Raw genomic sequence first — 20,782 nt, 5'->3', positions numbered from 1 at the left:
TAGGCAAGTATCGGGCAGTAAACCAGAGTGGCGTCCTGCCCGATAGCGTTCATCGCCGGTCAGTCGGCGGCGGGGGCTTGCGGGGCTTGTTCGCTGAGCTTGTCGGCCAGGCGCACGAATGCGGCCAGGTCCAGTTGCTCGGGGCGCAGGCTGCCATCGACGCCGGCGGCTTCGATCTCGGCAGCGGTCATCAATTGCTTGAGGGTGTTGCGCAGGGTTTTGCGGCGCTGGTTGAACGCTTCGCGTACCACGCGCTCGAGCAGGCGATGATCCTTGGCCGGGTGCGGCAATACGGTGTGCGGCACCAGACGGACGATGGCCGAGTCGACCTTCGGCGGCGGGTTGAACGCGCCCGGGCCGACGTTGAACAGGTGTTCCACGCGGCAATGGTACTGAACCATGATCGACAGACGACCCCAGTCGCCACCACCGGGGCCCGCGGCCAGGCGCTCGACCACTTCCTTCTGCAGCATGAAGTGCATGTCGCGAATGATGCCGGCGTTATTCAGCAGGTGGAAAATCAGCGGCGTGGAGATGTTATACGGCAGGTTGCCGACCACGCGCAGGCTGTTCGGCGCGGCGTTCAGTGTATTGAAGTCGAACTTCAGCGCATCGCCCTGATGCAGATTGAAGTTGCTCTTGCCGGCGAACTGCTGGTTGAGGATCGGGATCAGGTCCTTGTCCAGTTCCACCACGTCGAGCTGCGCGCCGGAGTTGAGCAGGCCAGCCGTCAGTGCGCCCTGGCCCGGGCCGATTTCCAGCATGCGGTCGCCGGATTTGGCGCTGATGGAGCGCAGGATGCGGTCGATGACGCCGGCATCGTGCAGGAAGTTCTGGCCAAAGCGTTTGCGCGCCTTGTGTTGGTATTGCTCGGTCATAAACGGGTCTCGGCCATCTGGTAGGCGGTTTCCAGGGCGACCTGCAGGCTGCCGGTGTCGATCTTGCCGCTGCCGGCCAGATCCAGGGCGGTGCCATGATCGACCGAGGTGCGGATGATCGGCAGGCCAAGGGTAATGTTGACCGCGGCGCCGAAGCCTTTGTACTTCAGCACGGGCAGGCCCTGGTCGTGGTACATCGCCAGCACTGCATCGCAGTGCTCCAGATATTTGGGGGTAAACAGAGTGTCGGCAGGCAGCGGGCCACGAAGGTCCATGCCCTCGCCGCGCAGGCGCTCTAATGTAGGTTCGATGATGTCGATTTCTTCATGGCCCAGGTGTCCGCCTTCACCGGCGTGCGGGTTGAGTCCGCAGATCAGGATGCGTGGCTGGGCGATGCCGAATTTGTCTTGCAGGTCGGCGTGCAGAATCCGTGTGACCCGCTCCAGCCGATCAGGGGTGATTGCATCGGCAATCTCGCGCAGCGGCAGGTGAGTGGTGACCAGCGCCACGCGCAAACCGCGGGTGGCGAGCATCATCACCACCTGTGCGGTATGGGTCAGGTCGGCGAGGAATTCCGTATGCCCGGAGAACGGGATGCCTGATTCGTTGATCACGCCTTTGTGTACCGGAGCGGTGATCATCCCGGCGAAATCGCCGTTCAGACAGCCGTTGCCGGCGCGGGTCAGGGTTTCCAGAACGAATGCAGCGTTAGCCTTGTCCAGTTGCCCGGCAACCACGGGGGCGCTGAGCGGGGTATTCCAGACGTACAGGCTGCCGGCGGGTGCCGGTACATCCGGCCAGTGATCTGGCGCCACCTCCAGCAAAGTGACGGCCAGCCCCAGCTGCGCGGCCCGCTCGAGGAGCAGGTCGCGGCTGGTGATGGCAATCAGGGGGTGTGGCTGGGCTTGCGAGGCGAGCAGCAGGCACAGGTCGGGACCGATGCCGGCTGGTTCGCCGGGTGTCAGCGCGAAACGCTTGGGTTTCACTGCGCTGCCTGGTCTGCACCAGGGAGTTTGATTTCTACGTAGGCTTCTTCACGAATCTGACGCAGCCAGTTTTGCAGCTCTTCATCGTATTTTTTGTTACGCAGAACGGTCATTGCCTGTTGCTCGCGGGCCTGCTCGGTGCTGTCGGTGGCGCGGCGGCCAAGGACTTCCAGAACGTGCCAGCCGTACTGAGTCTGGAACGGCTTGGACAGCTGACCTTGTGGGGTCTTGGCCATCACTTCGCGGAATTCCGGTACCAGTGCGTTCGGGTCGATCCAGTTCAAGTCGCCGCCGTTGAGCGCCGAACCCGGGTCTTCGGAGTAGTTCTTCGCCAGTTCAGCGAAGTCTTCACCCGCCAGGATGCGCTCGTACAGCGACTGCACCAGCGCTTTGGTCTTGGCTTCGTCGCGGATCGGGCTTGGCTTGACCAGAATGTGGCGCACATGCACCTCATCACGCATCTGGGTTTCACCGCCACGCTTGCCGAGCACTTTCAGGATGATGAAGCCACCTGGTGTGCGTGCCGGTTGGGTGATATCACCCACCGCCATGTTGCTCAGCTCGCGATCGAACGGAGGTGGCAGTTGAGCGGCTTTACGCCAGCCCATGTCGCCGCCTTCCAGAGCGTTGTCGCTGCCGGACTTGGCAACGGCCAGTTGACCGAAGTCAGCGCCCTGCTTGAGTTGCTGGTAAACGTCCATGGCCTGACGGTAAGCGCTCTGAATCGCTTCAGAGTTGGCACTTTCCGGCGTTGGAATCAGGATGTTCGCCAGGTGCAGCTCCTCGGACAGTTGCATCTTGCCCAGATCGGAGGCGAGGAAGTTCTTCACTTCCTGCTCGGAGACCTGGATGCGTTCTGCCACGCGGCGCTGACGCACACGGCTGATGATCATCTCGCGCTTGATCTGGTCACGGGCGTCGTCGTAGGACAAGCCGTCGTGAGCCAGAGCAGCGCGGAATTGATCCACGGTCATGTTGTTGCGCTGAGCGATAGTGCCGACCGCCTGGTTCAGCTCTTCATCGGTAATGCGGATGCCGGAGCGTTCGCCGATCTGCAATTGCAGGTTTTCGACGATCAGACGCTCGAGCACCTGCTGATCCAGAACGCCGGGAGGCGGCATGCCGCCGCCACGCTTGGCGATGGTCTGCTGAACTTCGTGGACACGCTGGTCCAGTTGGCTCTGCATAACCACGTCGTTATCAACGATCGCGACCACTTTATCGATGGACTGAACTGCGGCATTGGCCGCAGTACCCAGGAACAGCGCGCCCAGCAGCAGCGGGCGCAGACAATCAGAAAGCTTGGTCTTCACGTTGACGATAACCTTGGATGCCTTTGTCGAGGAAGGTTTCAGTCTTGGCGCCGGTAAGGCCGCCGAGTCCCTTCAGAACAATTTGGAGGAAGACGCCGTGGTCGCCTTTTTCGTTTTGCGGAGCTTCCTGACTGAATTCGTCGTAGGAAACCCAGTAACGGTTGATCAGGCGAAGTTTCCAGCAGCAGTTGTCGTACTCGAAACCACCGAAGGCTTCCAGCGTACGGTTGCGGTTGTAGTCGTACTGCCAGCGGCTGATCGCGCTCCACTGTGGAACGATCGGCCAGATGACCGAGAAGTCATGCTGCTGGATCTTGTAGTAGTCCTTCACGTAGCCAGGCTGGCCCGGGGTGCCGTAGTCGCCACCGCCCACCGTCCATTTGCCGGTGGTCTGGTCGTAGCGAACCTGGTCGTTACGATAGCGATAGCCGACGTTGACGACCTTGTTCGGGTTGTCCTCAGGCTGGTAATGGAACATCGCACTGCCGGAACGTGGGCTGCGGCTGTCCGGGTCCCAGTTGTAGTCGGCAGTGGTGCGCCAGTCGCGGTTCCAGCGGTATTCGTATTCCAGTGCGTATGGCGATACGTCGGACTGGGCATCTTTGCGATCCTTGAACGCGATGCCTGGCAGTTGTACTTCACGATCCTTGAAGTAGTAAGCCTGGCCGACGCTGATGCGCTGACGCTCGAAACCGTTGTCTTCGATCCAGCGGCTGGTCACACCCAACGACAGCTTGTTCTCGTCGCCGACGCGGTCGGAGCCGGAGAAGCGGTTGTCGCGGAACAACGACGCGTAGTTGAAGGTGTATTCACTGGTGTCGAATACTGGAATGTCTTCCTGATCAACCTTGGGTACATAGAGGTAGAACAGACGCGGTTCCAGGGTCTGGCGATAGTTCGTGCCGAAGTACGACGTGTTGCGGTCGAAGTACAGGCCGCTGTCGACGCTGGCGATTGGTACGCCACGGTTCTGGTTGCTGTCGAACTTGCCATTGAGCTTCTGGTTTTCCGGCGACATTGCAGCAATCTGCGATTTGCCAGTGCCGTCCAGATCCAGTTGGTACTGGGTGTACTGGTACTTGAGCGACGGCTTCAGGAAACCGTAGGTCCAGTTCATCGGCAGGCTGACGCCAGGCTTCAGGTTCAGACGGTCGCCGTTGGCACGCGCCAGGCCCTGTACGTTGGTGTCCAGGCGCGGCGTAACGGTGCCATCTTCATCCGTGAAGTTGCCGTTTTGCAGGTCACGATCGAACCGGACAATTTCGGTCTCATAATCGAAATTCAGACCTTCCGGGTGATACGGCAGCTGACCATTGAAGGTGATCTGCGGCAGACGGCCGTAAGGCGTGATGTTCGAAACGGTTGCCAACTGGTACTGCTGCGCATTCAGGCGAGCGGTGTAGCTGTCGCCGCGGTAGGTCACCGAACCCTGCTGGTTCACATAGTCAGCGCTCTTCACACCGATCTGGTCGGTGGTCAGATCCTGGAAGTAGTACGGATCGCTGATCTTGGTGTAGTCAACCTGGGTATACACACGGGAGTCGAGACCACCCTTGTGTTGCCAGTTGTACATGTAGCGATTTTTTTCGTAATCAGACTGTTTGCTGCGATCGGTATCTTCATCGTTCAGATACGCCGCGCCGAACTGACCTTCGCTGGACTTGGTCAGGTAGCGGAACTCGCCTTCCATCAACAGGCCACGCTTGCTCATGTAGCGCGGATACAACGTGGCATCGTAGTTCGGTGCCAGGTTGAAGTAGTACGGGGTGACCAGCATGAAGCCGGTGTCGCTGCCGGTGCCGATGGTCGGCGGCAGGAAGCCCGACTGACGACGGTCATCGATCGGGAAGTAGATGTACGGCGTGTACAGGATCGGAATGTCCTTGACCCGCAGTGTCACGTTGGTCGCGGTACCGAAGCCGGTGGCAGGGTTCAGGGTGATGTTGTTGCCCTTGAGCTGCCAGGCGTTGCTGTTCGGTTCGCACGTGGTGTACGTGCCGTCCTTCAAGCGGATGATCGCGTTTTCGGCACGCTTGGCGTACAGCGCGTTACCGCGGATGCGCGATTTGTGCAGCACGTATTCGGCGTTGTCGACCTTGGCTTCACCGGTGTCGAGCTGCACATCGGCGTGGTCGCCGACGATCAACGCGCCGTTGTCGCGAATGCGCACGTCACCGTTGAGCTCGGCGCGGCTCTCGGCCTGGTACAGGCTCGCCTCGTCGGACTCGACCTGCATGCTGCCCTGACGCAGGACCACGTCGCCGGCCAGCGTACCCACCTGATCTTCGGTGTTGTAGCGCGAGGCTTTGGCGCCGATAAAGGTCGGTGCGTCACTTTTATTCGTCTTGTCATTCATGCCAGGACGAATCGGTTCGATATAGGAACCAGAGCAGTAAGGACCGGTCTCGGCCAATTGGGCGGCGGTGAGCTTCTCGCGCGGAACCCAGTCGAGGTGACTGTAGTCTTCGCTACGGGATTTCAGGCCGCGGCCTTTGGCTTCGGTGACCAGCACAGGCTTGGCGCCGCTGTCGGAAGTGGAACCGTTCTGGGCCGGGGCTTCGCCAGCGGCGCTGACGGCACTGCCGTCATGCACCGGACGCGGCGGCAATGCAGCTGCCGGCGTCTTGGGCGCACAAGCCCAGCCACCCGTTGCCGAGACGGCGCAGTCATACTGCTCGGCGGCAACAACGAATTGACTGGCCAGAGGTTGCATAGCCAGCAGACTGCCGGTTACCAACAACGGAAATTTTTTACGAAACGCGGGGGATTTCAATGCCATCTTATTAGTCCGGGCTTCCTGCGTGCCATCTGCCCGCGGTGTGGGCCGCACGCCTCTCGATGGTCTGAAAAAGATGCTGGATAATAAAGCATGACCCGCTTGACGGCTAGCGCCGTCGGAGACCCTTGCAATGCCTGACCAAGATGTACGCTTGCAACACCTGAAAGTTTGGCTCGATGAACAGTTGGCAATCCTTTTTGCAGATCAGGGCTGGGGCGCCGTACCCCCGGCCACGTTGACCGCGGCCAGCAGCGACGCGAGTTTCCGGCGGTATTTCCGCTGGGACGGAGCGGGTCGCAGCTTCGTCGTGATGGATGCTCCGCCACCCCAGGAAAACTGCAAACCGTTCGTGGATATCGCCTTTTTGCTGGCGAAATCCGGAATTAATGTGCCGAAAATTTATGCAGAAGACCTCGAACGCGGATTTCTTTTGCTCAATGACCTGGGCAACAAGACCTATCTCGACGTGATCGATAGCGAAAATGCCGACGCACTGTTCAGCGATGCCTTGCAATCTCTGCTGGCTTTTCAGCAATTGCCGATGGTCGCACCGCTGCCGAGCTACGACGTGGCACTGCTGCGCCGCGAGCTGGAACTGTTCCCCGAGTGGTACGTGAAGCGCGAACTCGGCATCGAGTTTGATGCAGCGCAGCAGCAACAGTGGCAAGCCGTCAGCGATCTGCTGATCGACAGCGCTCTGGCCCAGCCGAAAGTGTTGGTGCACCGCGACTACATGCCGCGCAATCTGATGCTCAGCGCACCGAATCCCGGTGTGCTCGACTTTCAGGACGCGGTCTACGGCCCGGTCACCTACGACGTCACCTGCCTGTTCAAGGACGCCTTCCTCAGCTGGCCTGAAGAGCGTGTGCGTGGCTGGCTGGAAAGTTACTGGCAGCAAGCCGCCGCGCTGAACATCCCGGTGCAGGCCGATTTCGAAGACTTCCTGCGCGCCAGCGACCTGATGGGGGTGCAGCGTCACCTGAAAGTCATCGGCATCTTCGCTCGCATTTGCCATCGCGATGGCAAACCGCGCTATCTGGCCGACGTGCCGCGTTTCTTCGCCTATATAGAAGCGGTGATCGCCCGTCGTCCGGAACTGGCGGATCTGCAGGCGTTGCTCGCCAGTCTGCGTGGCGGAGTGACTGCATGAAGGCCATGATTCTGGCGGCAGGCAAGGGCGAACGCATGCGCCCGCTGACCCTGACCACGCCCAAACCGCTGGTGCGTGCCGGCGGCGTGCCGTTGATCGAATATCACCTGCGCGCGCTGGCAGCGGCCGGTTTCAGCGAAATCGTGATCAACCATGCCTGGCTCGGTCAGCAGATCGAGGATTATCTGGGCGACGGTTCGCAGTTCGGCGTGAGCATCCAGTACTCGCCGGAAGGCGAGCCACTGGAAACCGGCGGCGGGATTTTCCGCGCCTTGCCGTTGCTCGGTGATGATGCGTTCCTGGTGGTCAACGGTGACATCTGGACCGATTACGACTTCAGCGTGCTGCATCAACCGATCAACGGTCTGGCGCATCTCGTTCTGGCGGACAACCCGGCCCATCATCCGACGGGCGATTTCACCCTGACTGACGGTCGGGTGAGCGATGGCCAGGCGGGTGCGCAAACCCTGACCTACAGCGGCATCGCCGTCCTGCATCCGCAGTTGTTCGATGGCTGCGCGGACGGCCCATTCAAGCTCGCACCATTGCTGCGCAAAGCCATGGCCGATGGACAGGTCACCGGCGAGCGTCTGAAAGGCCATTGGGTGGATGTCGGTACGCATGAGCGTCTGGCCGAAGCTGAAGCATTGATAGAAGCGAGTCGTTGATATGTTGTGGCCAGGGACTCTGATTGGAGCCGGAGCAGGTTTTGCGATCGCCAGCATTCCGGGGGCCATGCTTGGGGCATTGTTGGGACAGGCGCTGGATCGGCGTCTGCACTTGCAGAGCTGGGGGCACTTGCGGGAAAAACTCGGCGGCCGGCCGATGTTGCGCAACGACGAACTGCTGTTCGTGTTGCTCGGGCGTCTGGCCAAGAGTGACGGGCGGGTGACGGACGGTCATATCCAGCAGGCGCGCCATGAAATGAACGCCCTGGAAATGAGCGAACCGGCGCGGCGGCGAGCGATTGCCGCGTTCAATCGCGGCAAGTCCGGCGGCGACCGCCTGCGCGGTTATCTGCGGCGCCTGAGTGCTCAACCGCATGCCGCCGAAGGCGTGTTGCGCGCCTGCTGGCGGATGGTCTGGGCCGACGGTCGCGCGGGCGTCAGTGAGCGTGAATTATTGGCGCAGTGGGGCAAGTGGCTGGGGTGGACAACGCACCAGATCCAAGCGCTGGCCAATGATTACGAGCCGAACAAACGGCCGATTGTCAGTGCTGCGATGAGTTATCAGGACGCGATGCGCCTGCTCGGCGTGTCGGCGACCAGCGAGCCGGCGCAGATCAAGCGCGCCTATCGACGACTGCTCAGCCGTCATCACCCGGACAAGATCGCCGGCAGCGGCGCAACGCCGGAGCAGGTGCGTGACGCGACCGAGAAAACCCGCGAGCTGCACAACGCGTTTACGTTGATTCGAGCGCGACGGGATTTTCGCTGATCGTTAGAGGTTAATTGTTGATGAGGGCCTCTTCGCGAGCAAGCCCGCTCCCACTTTGATCGCATTTCAGCTGAAGGAATGCGATCAGGGTGGGAGCGGGCTTGTTCGCGAATGGGGCGACTCGGTCTATCAGTCAGTCTTCTGCGGATTCAACCAGCCACGCACCCGCCGGAACACCTGCTCCTGCTCAGCCTTTTTATCCGGCAGCGCCTTGAGCGCCACCTGGCTGAACGCTGAAGTCTTCAAGCGCTTGCTGGCCTGCATGCGTTCCAGCGCCGCGGTGCGATCCAGCGCCTTGTCCATGTAGAAAATATCCGCCGTCGGCAACTTCAGGGTCGGCGTCAGCTCGGCCAGTGGCGGCTTGGCCTTGTTTGGCGTTTGCACATCCACCATCACCAGCTTCTCGACCTGAGAACTCTGCCGCTCGCTGAGGAAGCGCGCCGCCCAGTAGGCGCCCGTGCCGTGACCGAGGACGACGACCCGGCGTGCGCTTTGTTGCTCGGCGTAGGCAATCGCCGCGTCGATCCGCGCAAAGATGCGCTCGGCATCCGCCTTGGATTGTTCTTCAGTCGTTTCGGCAACCACCTGATCCGCCACTTCCGCTTCACCGCCCGCCGCCTGTTCGATCGGTTGCGCGGTGGTGGAATCCTTGCTGCCACTTTCCGGGGCTTTTGGCGCGGCGGCGGGCGCAATCACGCGCGGGGCGATGACATCGCTTTGCAGATCCGGCAGGGTGATGCTCAGGCTGCTCCACTCGACGTCGGGCAATTTGTTGCGCAGCGGGCCGATCACTTGCGGCCAGTCAGCGGTTTCGCCGGCGCCCGGGACGATAATCACCGCACCTTTCGGGTCAGCGGTGTTGGCCGGTTTCCACAGGGCGAGGAAAGTGTCGGCGCCGGCCTGCAGTTGCTGCTGTTCTTGCGCCGGGACTTTGCGTTCGAGTGCCGCGGCTTCTTCCTGACTACGCTCAAGCAGTGGCTGGCGTTCGGCCGGTTTTTCGGTAGCCGGTTGTCCGGCGGTGGAGGCGGGCGCCGGATCGGCGGCTTCGACGGAAAACGCACAAGGCAGGATCAGCGACAGGCACAATGCTGGCATTGCCAGGCGGTAGACAGAGGGCATCGGTTATTCCAGGCCAGAAAAGTATCCCGGCAGCCTAATGGGTTGGTCAGAATTTGTCAGTGTACGAGACTTCAATGATGCGTTTTTGCTGCCTGTGGGTTATCGGCTGGTTGTGTTTTCCCTTGATGGGCTGGGCGGCGTCTGCGCCGGCGGCGCACGCGGCGCTGTTGACGCCCGGCGAGCAGCAATGGCTGGCGCAGCACCGAGAGCTGCGCGTCGGTCTGGTCTTGCAGGCACCGTACGCGCAGTACGACCGGCGTCTGCAGCGCTTGTCCGGGGCCAATGTCGAATTGATGAAGTCACTGGCCAAAACCCTGAATGTCGATCTGAGCTGGCGCAATTTTCAGGATCTGACGCAACTGGAGGAGGCCGCTCGCGAAGGTGAAATCGACATCGCCCCGGGCTTGACCCAGACCCCGGAGGCACTGCGCCTGTGGCTGTTTTCCGATCCTTACATGCGTGTGCCGCAACTGGTGGTCAGCGATCAGAAGAGCGGCGGCGTGGTCGAGCTGGAAAAGCTCGACAGCCTGTCCCGCGTCGCCGTGCGTATGCCCAGCGTCACCGCCGATTATTTGCGCAGCAATTATCCGCACCTGAATCTGCAAGGCGTGCCGCTGGAGCGTCAGGCGTTGCAACTGTTGTTGACTCAGCAAGCGTCCTACGCCGTGGTGGACGAAGCGCAACTCGGGCGATTGTCCGCCGAGCCGGAGTTCGCCGGGCTGGTGGTGGTCGGCGATATCGGCTTGCCGCAGCTGTTGCGAGTTGCCACGCGGAGGGACTGGCCACAGTTGGCCGGGATTATCGAAAGTGCCTTGCGGGCGATCCCGGCCAAGGATCTGGAGCGCCTGCACAACCAATGGCTGCAACCCAAGTACCCGCGGCTCACCGAATCGCCGGGGTTCTGGCAGAACCTCAGTCTGCTGTTTGCCGTGTTGCTGCTCAGTTGTGTGGCCATCGTGGTCTGGCAGCGACGCCAGCAACATAGCCTCGAACAGCGCCTGCTGGCGGCCCGGGAAGATATTGCCCTGCGCGCGGCCAGCGAAGAAGCCTTGCGCCTGACCCAGTTTTCCATCGATCAAAGCACCGTCGGCATTCTCTGGGTCAACTGGGACAGCCATGTGCGCTACGCGAACCGCGCGGCGGAACACATGCTCGGTTATCCACAGGGAGCGCTGATCGAGCGGCCGCTGATCGACTTTGAACCCGGTCTGCACATGGACCGCTGGCTCAACCTGTGGAAACGCGCGCGGGCCAGTGAGGAAGGGCCGCTGAGCTTTGAAACCAGTTGCGTGCGCGCTGATGGCAGCATCCTGCCGGCGGACGTCTCGCTGAGTTTTCTGCGCTTTCGCGACAGTGAGTATCTGGTGGTTTATCTCACCGACGTCACCGAACGGCGTCGCGCTCTGGCTGCGTTGCAGGAAAGTGAAGCGCGCTTGCAAGGCATCGCCGCCAACGTGCCGGGACTGGTGTTCCGTCTGGAGCGGGCGGCGGTAACCGGGCAGATCGATTTCGCCTACATCAGTGAGGGCAGCGAGAGTCTGGTCGGTTACGCGCCGGCCGCCATCGCGCACCGTGACATGGGCTTGCGCAGTCTGGTGCATCCCGACGACAGAGCCAGTTACCACCAGACCCAGGATCAGGCGCTGGACACCGACAGTGACTGGTCGTGGCAGGGCCGCATCCTCACTCGCCAGGGCGAACAGCGCTGGGCCGAGATCAAGGCGATCACCCGCCAACTGGAGGATGGCGCCTATGTCTGGGACGGCATCGTCTGGGACATCAGCGAAAGCAAGCGCATTGAACTGGAGCTGGCCGCGTCCCGCGAGCAACTGCGCGAATTGTCGGCGCACCTGGAAAGCGTGCGCGAAGAAGAGAAGGCGCGAATCGCCCGCGAAGTGCACGATGAGCTGGGGCAGATGCTCACGGTGCTGAAACTGGAAACCTCGATGTGCGAGCTGGCCTATGCGCAGCTCGACCCGGGGCTGAACGAGCGCTTGAACAGCATGAAACGCCTGATCGCCCAGTTGTTCCAGTTGGTGCGCGATGTGGCGACGGCGCTGCGACCGCCAATTCTCGATGCTGGGATTGCTTCAGCGATCGAGTGGCAGGCGCGGCGGTTCGAGGCGCGTACGCAGATTCCGTGTCTGGTGCAGGTGCCGGACAATCTGCCGGCGCTCAGCGATGCCAAGGCGATCGGCCTGTTCCGTATCCTGCAGGAGGCGCTGACCAACGTCATGCGCCATGCCCAGGCGCATACTGTGGAGCTGACACTGGTGCTGGAAGGCGATGAGTTGTGTCTGACGGTCAGCGATGATGGCGTAGGCTTTGTCGCTGCGGCAGATCGGCCGACTTCCTTTGGTTTGGTCGGTATGCGCGAGCGGGTGCTGATCATGGGCGGGCGGTTGCTGCTTGAGAGTGAACCGGGGGAGGGCACCAGTCTGCATGTGTGGGTGCCGGTGAGTGAGGTTTGAAGGTTTGTGGTGTTTGAGCTGACGCTATCGCGAGCAGGCTCGCTCCCACAGGGTTTGGTGTGTACCTGAAATCTGGAGAAGAAAGTGATCCGTGTATTGGTAGCCGAAGACCACACCATCGTCCGTGAAGGCATCAAGCAATTGATCGGCCTGGCCAAGGATCTGCAAGTGGTGGGGGAGGCGAGTAATGGCGAACAACTCCTCGAAACCCTGCGCAGCGTGCCATGTGAAGTGGTGTTGCTGGACATCTCGATGCCCGGGGTCAATGGACTGGAAGCGATCCCGCGGATTCGCGCGCTGAACAATCCGCCGGCGATTCTGGTGTTGTCGATGCACGACGAAGCACAAATGGCTGCCCGTGCGCTGAAGGTCGGCGCCGCTGGCTATGCGACCAAGGACAGTGATCCGGCGCTGTTGCTGACGGCAATTCGCAAGGTCGCGGCCGGCGGGCGTTACATCGACCCGGAGCTGGCCGACCGGATGGTCTTCGAGGTCGGCCTGACTGACACGCGTCCGTTGCATTCGCTGTTGTCCGAACGCGAGTTCTCGGTATTCGAGCGCCTGGCCCAAGGCGCCAACGTCAACGACATCGCCCAGCAACTGGCCCTGAGCAGCAAGACCATCAGCACCCATAAGGCGCGGCTGATGCAGAAGCTCAACATCACCTCGCTGGCCGAGCTGGTGAAATACGCGATGGAACATAAACTCCTCTAAGCACACCGTATTTCTACTGTGGGAGCGGGCTTGCTCGCGAATGCGGTGTGTCATCCAATCATTCAGTGACTGACACACCGCGTTCGCGAGCAAGCCCGCTCCCACAGGGAATCTCCATCTGGCCTGCAATTGCGGACATATCCATTAGCGACAGCCTCGTTTGCCTGTTCTTGCGGCTCGCCGCTTGTCGATTCCGCTGCGTTTGCCAAAACGCGCCATCCTTGTAGGGCAATCCCTACCCCCAACCTTCCATCCGGCTGAGGCGATTCTCTCCTGCGCCCCGATTTGCGTGGCTGGCGCCAGCCACTAGGCTTGTTCCACAGCAGTTACCAATAACAAAGGTGTGGGTATGAGCCAGGTCGATTCAAACGCAGGGGCCAGTGACGTGCTGGTCAGCTTTCGTGGAGTGCAGAAGAGCTACGACGGCGAGAACCTGATCGTCAAAGACCTCAACCTGGACATTCGCAAAGGCGAGTTCCTGACCCTGCTCGGGCCGTCCGGCTCGGGCAAGACCACCAGCCTGATGATGCTCGCCGGGTTCGAAACCCCGACCGCCGGCGAAATCCTCCTGGCCGGCCGTGCGATCAACAACGTGCCGCCGCACAAGCGCGACATCGGCATGGTGTTCCAGAACTACGCGCTGTTCCCGCACATGACCGTGGCCGAGAACCTGGCCTTCCCGCTGACCGTCCGTGGCTTGAACAAGAGTGACGTCAGCGACAAGGTCAAGAAAGTCCTGAGCATGGTCCAGCTCGACGCCTTCGCGTCGCGCTATCCGGCGCAACTGTCTGGCGGCCAGCAGCAGCGGGTAGCACTGGCCCGCGCGCTGGTGTTCGAACCGCAACTGGTACTCATGGACGAACCGTTGGGCGCGCTCGACAAACAACTGCGCGAACACATGCAGATGGAGATCAAGCACCTGCACCAGCGCCTCGGCGTGACCGTGGTCTACGTGACCCACGACCAGGGTGAAGCCCTGACCATGTCCGACCGCGTCGCCGTGTTTCATCAAGGCGAAATCCAGCAGATCGCCCCGCCGCGCACCCTCTACGAAGAGCCGAAAAACACCTTCGTCGCCAACTTCATCGGCGAGAACAACCGCCTCAACGGCCGTCTGCTCAGTCAGAGCGGCGAGCGCTGCGTGGTCGAGCTGGGCCGTGGCGAGAAGGTCGAGGCGCTGGCGGTCAACGTCGGCCAGACCGGCGAACCCGTGACCCTGTCGATTCGCCCGGAGCGCGTGAGCCTCAACGGTTCGAGCGACCAATGCGTCAACCGCTTCTCAGGGAGGGTGGCGGAATTCATCTATCTGGGCGACCACGTCCGGGTGCGCCTGGAAGTCTGCGGCAAGACCGACTTCTTCGTGAAACAGCCGATTGCCGAGCTCGATCCAGCGCTCGCGGTCGGCGACGTGGTACCGCTTGGCTGGCAGGTCGAGCACGTTCGTGCACTCGATCCGCTGTTAGAGGCGAACTGATCGCCCCCCGCAATACCAACACCAACCCTGCACGTGGAGAGAACAATAAATGTTGAGATCCCTGAAGTTGACAGCCCTGACCCTGGGCCTGATGGGTGCGGCACACGCGATGGCCGCCGGCCCTGATCTGACTGTGGTGTCGTTTGGCGGGGCGAACAAGGCCGCCCAGGAAAAAGCGTTCTACGCACCGTGGCAGGCGGCGGGCAACGGCAAGATCGTTGCTGGCGAGTACAACGGCGAAATGGCCAAAGTCAAAGCCATGGTCGATACCAAGAGTGTGTCTTGGGATCTGGTGGAAGTTGAATCCCCGGAGCTGGCCCGTGGTTGTGATGAAGACATGTTCGAACAACTCGACCCGGCGCTGTTCGGCAAGACCGAAGACTATGTAAAAGGCGCGATCCAGCCGTGCGGCGTGGGCTTCTTCGTCTGGTCGACCGTGCTGGCATACAACGCCGACAAGCTCAAAGCGCCACCCGCCAGTTGGGCAGATTTCTGGGACACCAAGAAATTCCCGGGTAAGCGCGGCCTGCGTAAAGGCGCCAAGTACACTCTGGAATTCGCGTTGATGGCTGACGGTGTTGCACCAAAAGACGTTTACAAAGTATTGGCCGGCAAGGACGGTCAGGATCGCGCCTTCAAGAAACTCGACGAACTCAAGCCTTACATCCAGTGGTGGGAGGCGGGCGCCCAACCGCCGCAATACCTCGCTTCCGGTGACGTGGTCATGAGCTCGGCCTACAACGGTCGCATCGCGGCCGTGCAGAAAGAATCCAACCTCAAGGTCGTCTGGAACGGCGGCATCTACGACTTCGACGCGTGGGCCATCCCGAAAGGTCTGGACAAGACCCGCGCCGATGCTGCGAAGAAGTTCATTGCCTACTCGGTTCAGCCGCAGCAACAGAAGACCTACTCGGAAAACATCGCCTACGGCCCGGCCAACACGCAAGCGGTACCGCTGCTGAGCAAGGACGTACTGAAAGACATGCCGACCACCCCGGAGAACATCGCCAACCAGGTGCAGATCGACGTCAGCTTCTGGGCTGACAACGGCGAGCAACTGGAGCAGCGCTTCAATTCCTGGGCTGCGAAGTAACCATCGCTCCCACTATGAGGGCTCCTGTGGCGAGGGAGCTTGCTCCCGCTTGAGTGCGCAGCACTCACAAAATTGGCACTGCCAACACAATTTTGGGGCCGCTTCGCAGCCCAGCGCGAGCAAGCTCGCTCGCCACAGGGAATCGCCATCATCAGGCATGGTGTTTCAACACAACAGAGGTGGTTCGCCACCTCTGTAACGATCAAAGATTTGCGGAGTACGTCATGGCCATCGCCGTTCCCCTGAACGAGGGCGCCAGCCCCACCTTGAAGCAGAAGCTCAAGCGCGCCGAGCGGGTCAACCGCTGGAAGGCTCAGGCGTTGATTGCGCCGCTGGTGCTGTTTCTGTTGCTGGTGTTCCTGGTGCCGATTGTGGCGCTGCTCTATAAAAGCGTCGGCAACCCGGAAGTGGTCGGTGGCATGCCGCGCACCGTGGCGGCCATCGCCAGTTGGGACGGCCGCGGCCTGCCCGCCGAACCGGTTTATAAAGCCGCCGGCGAAGACCTCGCCGAAGCCCGCAAAAACCAGACCTTGGGCGATCTGTCCAAGCGCTTGAACATGGAGTTGGCCGGCTATCGCAGCCTGCTGACCAAAACCGCCCGCGCGCTGCCTTTCGCCAGCGAGCCGGCCTCCTATAAAGAAGCCCTCGAAGCGCTCGACGAGCGTTGGGGCGATCCGGCCTACTGGCAAGCGGTGCGCCGCAACACCAGCAACATCACGCCTTACTACCTGCTGGCGGCAGTCGATCACCGCATCGACGACCTTGGTGAAGTGGCGCCGGCCACCCCGGATCAGGCGATCTACCTCGACATTTTTGCCCGGACTTTCTGGATGGGGCTGGTCATCACCGTGATCTGCCTGTTCCTCGCCTATCCACTGGCCTACCTGCTGGCAAACCTGCCCTCGCGGCAGAGCAACCTGCTGATGATTCTGGTGCTGCTGCCGTTCTGGACTTCGATTCTGGTGCGGGTCGCGGCGTGGATCGTGTTGCTGCAATCGGGCGGGCTGATCAACAGCGCGCTGATGGCCATGGGCATCATCGATAAGCCGCTGGAGCTGGTGTTCAACCGCACCGGGGTCTACATCTCGATGGTGCACATTCTGCTGCCGTTCATGATTCTGCCGATTTACAGCGTGATGAAAGGCATCTCGCCGACCTACATGCGCGCCGCGATCTCGCTGGGCTGCCATCCGTTCGCCAGTTTCTGGCGGGTGTATTTCCCGCAAACCTACGCCGGTGTCGGCGCCGGTTGCCTGTTGGTGTTCATCCTCGCCATCGGCTACTACATCACCCCGGCGCTGCTCGGCAGCCCAAACGATCAAATGGTCAGTTACTTCGTCGCGTTCTACACCAACACCAGCATCAACTGGGGCATGGCCACTGCGTTGGGCGGCCTGTTGCTGCTGGCGACCGTGGTGCTTTATCTGATCTACAGCTGGCTGGTGGGCGCCAGTCGCCTGCGCCTGAGCTAAGGGGAATTTGAAATGCTGAGTCCTTACATGTCGCCCATCGAACGGGTGTGGTTCTACAGCTTGCGGATTCTCTGCGGCCTGATCCTGCTGTTCCTGATTCTGCCGGTACTGGTCATCGTGCCGCTGTCGTTCAACTCCGGCAGTTTTCTGGTGTACCCACTGCAGGGCTTCTCCTTGCACTGGTATCAGGACTTCTTCGCTTCGGCGGAATGGATGCGTTCGCTGAAGAACAGCATCATCGTCGCTCCTGCGGCGACCGTGCTGGCGATGGTCTTCGGGACGCTGGCCGCGATCGGCCTGACCCGCGGTGATTTCCCCGGCAAGGCGCTGGTGATGGCGCTGGTGATTTCGCCGATGGTGGTGCCGGTGGTGATCATTGGTGTGGCCAGTTACCTGTTCTTCGCGCCGCTGGGGCTGGGCAACAGCTTCTTCTCGCTGATCGTGGTGCACGCGGTGCTCGGTGTGCCGTTCGTGATCATCACCGTGTCGGCGACGTTGCAGGGTTTCAACCACAATCTGGTGCGGGCGGCGGCCAGCCTCGGCGCATCGCCGTTGACCACGTTCCGCCGGGTGACCCTGCCGCTGATTGCGCCGGGAGTGATTTCCGGGGCGTTGTTTGCTTTCGCCACATCGTTCGATGAAGTGGTGGTGACGCTGTTCCTCGCCGGCCCCGAGCAGGCGACGCTGCCACGGCAGATGTTCAGCGGGATCCGCGAGAACCTCAGTCCGACGATTGCTGCTGCGGCAACCTTGCTGATTGCGTTCTCCGTCATCCTGTTGCTGACCCTGGAATGGCTGCGTGGCCGTAGCGAGAAACTGCGTACCGCGCAGGTCTGACGCCCAGATCAAAAGCCACCCCCTCACCCCAGCCCTCTCCCCCAAGGGGGCGAGGGGGAAAGGGAGCAGATCTTCATGCTGTTCAGAATCTGAGTTCGACTCGGTATTGCACGTCGATGGACTTCGAGAGTGCAGCTCGGTCAGTCCCCTCTCCCTCCGGGAGAGGGTTAGGGTGAGGGGCTTTTGCTCTTGATTATTCACCAACTGAATACCAGACAACCCCAAACCCTCAACTACGCTTGTGCTCAGCTCCCACATCTATAAGAGGCTGCGCACAATGAGTCTGTCCCAGTTCAAAATTGCTCACAAACTGATCACCGGCGCCGGGGCCATCGAGCAACTGGCGGCGGAACTCACGCGGCTGGATATCGACAACCCGCTGATCGTCACCGACGCCGCGCTGGTCAAGTCCGGCACCGTGGAGCTGGCGCTGTGCCAATTGGGCGGGCGCGAGTACGAGATTTTCGACCGGGTGCTGCCGGATCCGGAAATCGCCATCGTCGAAGATTGCATGCGCGTGTATCGCGAGGGCGGGCATGACGGCTTGATCGGCCTGGGCGGCGGCAGTGCCATCGACATCGCCAAGAGCGTTGCCGCGTACGCCGGCTATCACGGCGCGCTGGAAGACCTGTTCGGCGTCGAGCAGGTGCCGCGCAAAGGTCCGCCGCTGATCGCCATCCCGACCACCGCCGGCACCGGCTCGGAAGTGACCAACGTCGCCATCCTCTCCGACAAGGTTGCGCAACTGAAAAAAGGCATCGTCAGCGACTATCTGCTGCCGGATGTGGCGCTGGTCAGTCCACAAATGACCCTGACCTGCCCGCGCAGCGTCACTGCCGCCAGTGGCGTCGATGCGCTGGTGCATGCCATCGAATCCTATCTGTCGGTCAACGCTTCGCCGATCACCGACTCGCTGGCGCTCGGCGCAATCAAGTTGATCGCCAGGGCGCTGCCCAAGGCCTACGCCAATGGCGGCAATCTGCAAGCCCGGGAAGACATGGCCACCGCCAGCCTGATGGCCGGCATGGCGTTCGGCAATGCCGGGGTCGGCGCGGTGCATGCGTTGGCCTATCCGTTGGGCGGGCGTTTCAACATTGCCCATGGCGTCAGTAACGCCTTGTTGCTGCCGTACGTCATGACCTGGAACAAGATGGCCTGCGTCGAGCGCATGCAGGATATCGCCGAGGCCATGGGGGTGAAGACCGCTCATCTGAGCGCCACTGAGGCGGCGGACAAAACCGTGCAGGCGATGACCGAACTGTGTGCGGCGGTGGAAATTCCGGCCGGGCTGCGCAGTTTCGGTGTGCCGCAAGAGGCGATCCCGGCCATGGCTGTGGAGGCCGCGGGAATCGAGCGTTTGATGCGCAACAACCCGCGCAAGCTCAGCGCTGCGGATATCGAGAAGATCTACCGAGCGGCGTACTGATCATCGCGGTCACGGTGCGCGCACGGAAACTTGAGGTATACAATGCGCGCCATCGTGATTTAGCTCAGAAAAGGTGCGTCATGCAGCCCTTCGTAATTGCTCCGTCGATTCTCTCCGCCGACTTCGCCCGCCTCGGCGAAGAAGTGGACAATGTTCTGGCCGCCGGTGCCGACTTCGTCCACTTCGATGTCATGGACAACCACTACGTGCCGAACCTGACCATTGGCCCGATGGTCTGCGCGGCATTGCGCAAGTACGGCATCACCGCGCCGATCGACGCGCACCTGATGGTCAGCCCGGTGGATCGCATCGTCGGCGACTTCATCGAGGCCGGTGCGACGTACATCACTTTCCACCCGGAAGCCACGCTGCACGTCGATCGTTCGCTGCAACTGATCCGTGAAGGCGGCTGCAAATCCGGGCTGGTGTTCAACCCGGCGACCCCGCTGGACGTGCTCAAGTACGTGATCGACAAGGTCGACATGGTCTTGCTGATGAGCGTCAACCCGGGCTTCGGCGGGCAGAAGTTCATCCCCGGCACCCTCGACAAACTGCGCGAAGCGCGGGCGATCATCGATGCTTCGGGCCGCGACATCCGTCTGGAAATCGACGGCGGCGTCAACGTCAACAACATCCGCGAAATCGCGGCCGCTGGCGCCGATACCTTTGTGGCTGGCTCGGCGATCTTCAATGCGCCGAACTATCAGGAAGTCATCGACAAGATGCGTTCCGAACTGGCGCTGGCGCGCCCATGAGCGGTTTTGAGCAGCTGTTCCCGGGGCAACTGCCACGGTTGGTGATGTTCGATCTGGATGGCACGTTGATCGACTCGGTTCCCGACCTGGCGGCCGCGGTGGACACCATGCTGCTCTCCCTCGGCCGCAAGCCTGCCGGCATCGAGGCGGTGCGCGAGTGGGTCGGCAACGGCGCACCGGTGCTGGTGCGCCGGGCGCTGGCCGGTGGCATCGATCATTCGGCGGTGGACGACGTCGAGGCCGAGCACGCGCTGGAAGTGTTCATGGAAGCCTACGGCGCGAGTCATGAGCTGACCGTGGTCTATCCCGGCGTGCGCGACACCCTCAAGTGGTTGCACAAGCAGGGCGTGGCCATGGCGCTGATCACCAACAAGCCGGAGCGTTTCGTCGCACCGCTGCTGGATCAGATGAAGATCGGCCGCTACTTCAAATGGATCATCGGCGGCGACACCCTGCCGCAGAAGAAGCCTGATCCGGCCGCGCTGTTCTTCGTGATGAAAATGGCCAACATCCCGGCCTCGCAATCGCTGTTCGTCGGCGACTCGCGCAGTGACGTGCAGGCGGCGAAAGCGGCGGGGGTCAAGTGTGTGGCGCTGAGCTACGGCTATAACCACGGTCGACCGATTGCCGAGGAATCCCCGGCACTGGTGATCGACGATCTGCGCAAGCTAATTCCCGGTTGCCTCGGTACTGCCGCTGAGATAACGTTGCCCGACGCTTCTCAATCTCCTTCTGGAAACGCCATCGTGGTGGTCACCCGCAAACTCTGGATGAAAGTCATCAAGGCCCTGGCCCGCTGGCGTTGGCGCGCCTGACTGGTTCCTGGCCGGCTTGCCGGCGCGTTTGCATACCTGACTGTTAGCACCTCACACCACGAG

General features: G+C 61.4%; 17 protein-coding genes. 12 read left to right on the top strand and 5 right to left on the bottom strand.

The window, feature by feature from the left end; all coding sequences use genetic code 11:
- Window positions 1-59: 59 nt before the first annotated feature.
- The 4 genes from rsmA to V9L13_RS17925 are packed head-to-tail and all read right to left on the bottom strand — an operon-like array spanning window position 60 to window position 5,956.
- Window positions 60-878 (bottom strand): 16S rRNA (adenine(1518)-N(6)/adenine(1519)-N(6))-dimethyltransferase RsmA, encoded by an 819-nt coding sequence (gene rsmA, locus V9L13_RS17940; RefSeq protein WP_338800141.1) that lies wholly within the window; start codon window positions 876-878, stop codon window positions 60-62.
- Complete coding sequence (pdxA, locus tag V9L13_RS17935) at window positions 875-1,864, bottom strand: 4-hydroxythreonine-4-phosphate dehydrogenase PdxA (protein ID WP_338800140.1); 990 nt, start codon at window positions 1,862-1,864, stop codon at window positions 875-877. The genes rsmA and pdxA overlap by 4 nt, the downstream gene beginning before the upstream one ends.
- Entirely contained in the window at window positions 1,861-3,177 is a 1,317-nt protein-coding gene (surA, locus tag V9L13_RS17930) for a peptidylprolyl isomerase SurA (RefSeq protein WP_003228836.1), read from the bottom strand. The genes pdxA and surA overlap by 4 nt, the downstream gene beginning before the upstream one ends.
- Complete coding sequence (locus V9L13_RS17925; RefSeq protein ID WP_338800139.1) at window positions 3,158-5,956, bottom strand: LPS-assembly protein LptD; 2,799 nt, start codon at window positions 5,954-5,956, stop codon at window positions 3,158-3,160. The genes surA and V9L13_RS17925 overlap by 20 nt, the downstream gene beginning before the upstream one ends.
- A gap of 130 nt (window positions 5,957-6,086) precedes the next feature.
- Here V9L13_RS17925 and V9L13_RS17920 point away from each other — a divergent pair, with 130 nt between their 5' ends.
- The 3 genes from V9L13_RS17920 to V9L13_RS17910 are packed head-to-tail and all read left to right on the top strand — an operon-like array spanning window position 6,087 to window position 8,543.
- Window positions 6,087-7,106 (top strand): phosphotransferase, encoded by a 1,020-nt coding sequence (locus tag V9L13_RS17920; RefSeq protein ID WP_338800138.1) that lies wholly within the window; start codon window positions 6,087-6,089, stop codon window positions 7,104-7,106.
- The gene (gene murU, locus V9L13_RS17915) at window positions 7,103-7,774 is read left to right on the top strand and encodes an N-acetylmuramate alpha-1-phosphate uridylyltransferase MurU (protein WP_338800137.1); all 672 of its coding nucleotides are present in this window, start codon (window positions 7,103-7,105) and stop codon (window positions 7,772-7,774) included. Before V9L13_RS17920 ends, murU begins: the two co-directional genes overlap by 4 nt.
- Window position 7,775: 1 nt before the next feature.
- On the top strand, window positions 7,776-8,543 hold the full coding sequence (locus V9L13_RS17910) for a TerB family tellurite resistance protein (protein ID WP_338800136.1): 768 nt from the start codon (window positions 7,776-7,778) through the stop codon (window positions 8,541-8,543).
- Between the two features lie 129 nt (window positions 8,544-8,672).
- On the opposite strand, the gene V9L13_RS17905 is transcribed toward V9L13_RS17910, so the two are convergent.
- On the bottom strand, window positions 8,673-9,662 hold the full coding sequence (locus V9L13_RS17905) for an alpha/beta hydrolase family protein (protein WP_338800135.1): 990 nt from the start codon (window positions 9,660-9,662) through the stop codon (window positions 8,673-8,675).
- A gap of 74 nt (window positions 9,663-9,736) precedes the next feature.
- On the opposite strand from V9L13_RS17905, the gene V9L13_RS17900 reads away from it, so the two are divergent.
- The 9 genes from V9L13_RS17900 to V9L13_RS17860 all read left to right on the top strand — a co-directional run bounded on the left by V9L13_RS17900 (window position 9,737) and on the right by V9L13_RS17860 (window position 20,719).
- Window positions 9,737-12,133: a transporter substrate-binding domain-containing protein gene (locus V9L13_RS17900; RefSeq protein WP_338800134.1), complete on the top strand. Its 2,397-nt coding sequence runs from the start codon at window positions 9,737-9,739 to the stop codon at window positions 12,131-12,133.
- Between the two features lie 84 nt (window positions 12,134-12,217).
- Window positions 12,218-12,847: a response regulator transcription factor gene (locus V9L13_RS17895; protein ID WP_003228820.1), complete on the top strand. Its 630-nt coding sequence runs from the start codon at window positions 12,218-12,220 to the stop codon at window positions 12,845-12,847.
- 349 nt (window positions 12,848-13,196) lie between these two features.
- On the top strand, window positions 13,197-14,321 hold the full coding sequence (locus V9L13_RS17890; RefSeq protein WP_108591995.1) for an ABC transporter ATP-binding protein: 1,125 nt from the start codon (window positions 13,197-13,199) through the stop codon (window positions 14,319-14,321).
- A 49-nt stretch (window positions 14,322-14,370) separates the two neighbouring features.
- Complete coding sequence (locus V9L13_RS17885) at window positions 14,371-15,414, top strand: ABC transporter substrate-binding protein (RefSeq protein WP_103485889.1); 1,044 nt, start codon at window positions 14,371-14,373, stop codon at window positions 15,412-15,414.
- Between the two features lie 224 nt (window positions 15,415-15,638).
- Entirely contained in the window at window positions 15,639-16,886 is a 1,248-nt protein-coding gene (locus V9L13_RS17880) for an ABC transporter permease (RefSeq protein WP_338800133.1), read from the top strand.
- Window positions 16,887-16,898: 12 nt separating this feature from the next.
- Window positions 16,899-17,723 carry an ABC transporter permease gene (locus tag V9L13_RS17875; protein WP_041070101.1) on the top strand — a complete coding sequence of 275 codons (825 nt, stop codon included), beginning with the start codon at window positions 16,899-16,901 and terminating at the stop codon, window positions 17,721-17,723.
- A gap of 277 nt (window positions 17,724-18,000) precedes the next feature.
- The gene (locus V9L13_RS17870) at window positions 18,001-19,149 is read left to right on the top strand and encodes an iron-containing alcohol dehydrogenase (RefSeq protein WP_338800132.1); all 1,149 of its coding nucleotides are present in this window, start codon (window positions 18,001-18,003) and stop codon (window positions 19,147-19,149) included.
- 80 nt (window positions 19,150-19,229) lie between these two features.
- Window positions 19,230-19,904 (top strand): ribulose-phosphate 3-epimerase, encoded by a 675-nt coding sequence (rpe, locus tag V9L13_RS17865; RefSeq protein WP_003228808.1) that lies wholly within the window; start codon window positions 19,230-19,232, stop codon window positions 19,902-19,904.
- Complete coding sequence (locus V9L13_RS17860) at window positions 19,901-20,719, top strand: phosphoglycolate phosphatase (RefSeq protein ID WP_103484973.1); 819 nt, start codon at window positions 19,901-19,903, stop codon at window positions 20,717-20,719. Before rpe ends, V9L13_RS17860 begins: the two co-directional genes overlap by 4 nt.
- Window positions 20,720-20,782: the final 63 nt, after the last annotated feature.

The sequence above is a fragment of the Pseudomonas sp. RSB 5.4 genome, assembly GCF_037126175.1.
Taxonomy (GTDB): Bacteria; Pseudomonadota; Gammaproteobacteria; order Pseudomonadales; family Pseudomonadaceae; genus Aquipseudomonas; species Aquipseudomonas fluorescens_H.
Note: the sequence above shows the minus strand (reverse complement) of the source record. Positions and strands in the feature narration are given on the sequence as shown.

Excerpts from the sequence above, each read along its gene's own strand:
- rsmA (WP_338800141.1), bottom strand. The coding sequence starts at position 878 with ATGACCGAGCAATACCAACACAAGGCGCGCAAACGCTTTGGCCAGAAC.
- V9L13_RS17885 (WP_103485889.1), top strand. The coding sequence starts at position 14,371 with ATGTTGAGATCCCTGAAGTTGACAGCCCTGACCCTGGGCCTGATGGGT.
- V9L13_RS17910 (WP_338800136.1), top strand. The coding sequence starts at position 7,776 with ATGTTGTGGCCAGGGACTCTGATTGGAGCCGGAGCAGGTTTTGCGATC.
- V9L13_RS17870 (WP_338800132.1), top strand. The coding sequence starts at position 18,001 with ATGAGTCTGTCCCAGTTCAAAATTGCTCACAAACTGATCACCGGCGCC.
- V9L13_RS17880 (WP_338800133.1), top strand. The coding sequence starts at position 15,639 with ATGGCCATCGCCGTTCCCCTGAACGAGGGCGCCAGCCCCACCTTGAAG.
- V9L13_RS17860 (WP_103484973.1), top strand. The coding sequence starts at position 19,901 with ATGAGCGGTTTTGAGCAGCTGTTCCCGGGGCAACTGCCACGGTTGGTG.
- rpe (WP_003228808.1), top strand. The coding sequence starts at position 19,230 with ATGCAGCCCTTCGTAATTGCTCCGTCGATTCTCTCCGCCGACTTCGCC.
- murU (WP_338800137.1), top strand. The coding sequence starts at position 7,103 with ATGAAGGCCATGATTCTGGCGGCAGGCAAGGGCGAACGCATGCGCCCG.
- V9L13_RS17905 (WP_338800135.1), bottom strand. The coding sequence starts at position 9,662 with ATGCCCTCTGTCTACCGCCTGGCAATGCCAGCATTGTGCCTGTCGCTG.
- V9L13_RS17900 (WP_338800134.1), top strand. The coding sequence starts at position 9,737 with ATGATGCGTTTTTGCTGCCTGTGGGTTATCGGCTGGTTGTGTTTTCCC.
- V9L13_RS17925 (WP_338800139.1), bottom strand. The coding sequence starts at position 5,956 with ATGGCATTGAAATCCCCCGCGTTTCGTAAAAAATTTCCGTTGTTGGTA.
- V9L13_RS17920 (WP_338800138.1), top strand. The coding sequence starts at position 6,087 with ATGCCTGACCAAGATGTACGCTTGCAACACCTGAAAGTTTGGCTCGAT.
- V9L13_RS17890 (WP_108591995.1), top strand. The coding sequence starts at position 13,197 with ATGAGCCAGGTCGATTCAAACGCAGGGGCCAGTGACGTGCTGGTCAGC.
- V9L13_RS17875 (WP_041070101.1), top strand. The coding sequence starts at position 16,899 with ATGCTGAGTCCTTACATGTCGCCCATCGAACGGGTGTGGTTCTACAGC.